Genomic DNA, 2,904 nt, shown 5'->3' on the forward strand with positions numbered 1-2,904 from the left:
GAGGCACTATGTGCCCTTCCTGACTATGTCTTGTAATTGAACAATAGCCCGTATTTCGTGGGCAAATGCGTGTTGTGAGATAGAGATAGTCTTGATTCCTTCCATCAGCCCCCCGGCGTCCGGGAAGGAGTCCATCATGAAGTGCACGATTCGTGACCATGTCGTTTTATCTCGCTCGCCGGAAGGACCGATCGCGGCGCGTATCGTCGCCTTTGCGAATTCGATAGCTGAGCAGGGGTACAGTGTGCAGTCACTGCGGTACAAGGTTCGGCTCGCTGCCTCTTTTAGCCGCTGGCTTGAACGAACGGGAATTGATTTGCACAGCGTCTGCTCCGATCACGCGGTGCGATATTTGCGCTATCGTGCTCGGCGTGTACGACCTTGTCCAGGGGACCGTAGCGCGCTCAGACACCTCATTGACTTTCTGGATCGTGAGGGTTTGATTTCCAGGCTGAGGATACCGGCGCGACGGCCAACCCCTGTCGAGTCCTGCGTACAAGAATACGAGGAGTACCTGCGCGAAGCACGCGCCCTGGCCGAAGCGACGATCGTCAACTACGTGCCGTTCATCAAGGATTTTCTCGAAGACTGCTTTGGCGACGGTCGCGTCGGGCTCTCGCACTTGCGGGCGGGCGACGTAGTGAGATTCGTGCAACGTCAGGCGGCACGGCTGCATTTGAAGCGTGCCAAGCTCATGACCACCGCGCTGCGATCCTTTTTACGATACGCGTGCTATCGGGGCGACATTACGCTCGATCTAGCCGCTGCCGTTCCGGTCGTGGCCAACTGGTCGATGCCGTCAATTCCCCGTGCGATTCCACCAGAACAGATACGGCAATTGCTGGCCAGTATCGACCGACGGACCGCCGTCGGTCGTCGTGATTACGCCATCTTGCTGCTGCTCGCTCGCCTGGGATTGCGTTCAGGGGAAGTAGCATTTCTCGAGCTTGAGGATATTGACTGGAACACTGGACAGTTATGCGTGCGCGGCAAGAGTGGTCAGCATAACGGGCTGCCTTTACCCACCGATGTCGGCAAGGCGATTGCCGCATACCTTCGATACGGGCGACCGCATAGCACGAGTCGTCGTGTGTTTTTGCGCGCAAAGGCGCCTGTCACCGGCTTCCGCGGCGCAAGTGGCGTGGGCTCTATCGTTCGGCATGCGCTCCAGCGCGCCGGCATTGATGCCCCAACCATGGGCGCACACCAGTTTCGTCATGGGCTGGCCAGTGAGATGCTGCGCCATGGCGCGTCGCTCGGCGAGATAGGTGAACTGTTGGGACACCATCATCCGCAGACCACGACGATCTACACGAAGGTCGACATCAAGGCATTGCGTACACTAGCCGTGCCGTGGCCAGGAGGTGTGCGATGAACACGCTCCGGCAGGCCGTTCAGGAGTATCTCAGCATGAGGAGAAGCCTGGGATTCAAGCTTGAAGAAGCCGGCAAGGTCTTGCCTGATTTCGTCGCGTTCATGGAACGGCACCGCGCTTCCTGCATCACCCAGGCCTTGGCTCTCAGGTGGGCCCAGCAACCTTCAAACGTCCAACCCGCAAACTGGGCGCGACGCCTAAGTTTCGTGCGCCAGTTCGCACGTTATCGAAGTGCGACCGACCCACGTACGCAGATTCCTGCACCTGGCCTGCTGCCTTTCGCACCGAAACGTGCCCGACCCTACCTGTACTCGGACGGCGAGATTCGCAGGTTACTCCATGCCGCGCTCCAGATACCTTGCCGCTTCCAGCGTGATGAACTGCAACCATGGACGTATCATTGCCTGTTTGGCTTGTTGAGCGTATCGGGCATGCGTCTGGGTGAAGCGCGCAATCTGGAGCTTCAGGACGTGGATCTGGCAGCGGCAGTATTGACCATTCGCGGTGCCAAGTTTGGCAAGTCCAGACTCATCCCCCTGCATGCCTCGACCTGCAAGGTACTTGCCGACTACATTGCTCGCCGCGAACGCCATTGGGCGAATCGACCGGTGTCCTCCTATCTGTTCGTTTCCAACCAGGGGAATCGTCTGGACAGCGGCGAGATTCATCGCCACTTCTATGCGTTGTCCCGGCAGATCGGCTTGCGGGGTCCAGCAGACAGTCATGGCCCACGTCTACACGACATGAGGCACGTGTTTGCAACAAATACACTTGTACGCTGGTACCGTTCAGGACAGGACCCCGAGCGCCGCCTGCCCGTCCTGTCAGCCTATCTCGGCCATGTCCACGTCGCCGATACTCAATGGTATCTGAGCGCGTCACCGGAACTGATGCGCGAAGCGATGCGCCGACTCGAGCAGCACTGGGAGAACCGGTCATGAACGCGCCCCCCGCCTTTGCTCCGCTGCTGGAGCGTTTCTTTACTCAGCGCCTGATGCAGCAGCGCCAGGCGAGCCCTCACACGATCTGCTCCTATCGCGATACCTTCCGTCAATTTCTGAAGTTCGCGCAACAACGTCTGCACAAGCAGCCCTCACGTATGAATTTCGAGGAAATCGACGCCCCCTTGATCGTTGCATTTCTGGACGGCCTGGAGAAGCGTCAGGGCGTCAGCATTCGCAGCCGTAATCTGCGTCTCACGGCGATCCACTCGTTCTTCCGGTATGTGGCCTTCGAAGCGCCAGCCCATTCAGCGCAGATTCAGCGTGTGCTCGCCATTCCGAGCAAGCGTTTCACCCGCACCCTGGTTCCCTTCCTGACGCGTCCCGAAGTCGATGCCTTGCTCGCTGCGCCGGATCAGCGCACCTGGTCTGGCCGACGTGACCACGCCTTCATGCTGGTCGCCGTGCAGACAGGCCTGCGCCTCTCCGAGATGACCGCGCTCAAACGCGATGACCTTATTCTCGGAGTTGGCGCACACGTGCGTGTGATCGGCAAGGGGCGCAACTATGACGATCTCGGGAATATGC

Annotated in this window: 3 protein-coding genes; all 3 read left to right on the forward strand. The window is 59.2% G+C overall.

Going from position 1 to position 2,904, the window contains the following annotated elements; translation table 11 throughout:
* Nucleotides 1-136 precede the first annotated feature (136 nt).
* The gene (locus tag M0D64_RS44675) at nucleotides 137-1,375 is read left to right on the forward strand and encodes a site-specific integrase (RefSeq protein ID WP_266262295.1); all 1,239 of its coding nucleotides are present in this window, start codon (nucleotides 137-139) and stop codon (nucleotides 1,373-1,375) included.
* Entirely contained in the window at nucleotides 1,372-2,316 is a 945-nt protein-coding gene (locus tag M0D64_RS44680; protein ID WP_266262296.1) for a tyrosine-type recombinase/integrase, read from the forward strand. The genes M0D64_RS44675 and M0D64_RS44680 overlap by 4 nt, the downstream gene beginning before the upstream one ends.
* A partial coding sequence (locus M0D64_RS44685) for a site-specific integrase (protein ID WP_266262297.1) occupies nucleotides 2,313-2,904 on the forward strand: 592 nt, incomplete at its 3' end. The genes M0D64_RS44680 and M0D64_RS44685, both read left to right, overlap by 4 nt.

Source organism: Paraburkholderia sp. WS6 (genome assembly GCF_030464835.1).
GTDB classification, from domain to species: Bacteria; Pseudomonadota; Gammaproteobacteria; order Burkholderiales; family Burkholderiaceae; genus Paraburkholderia; species Paraburkholderia madseniana.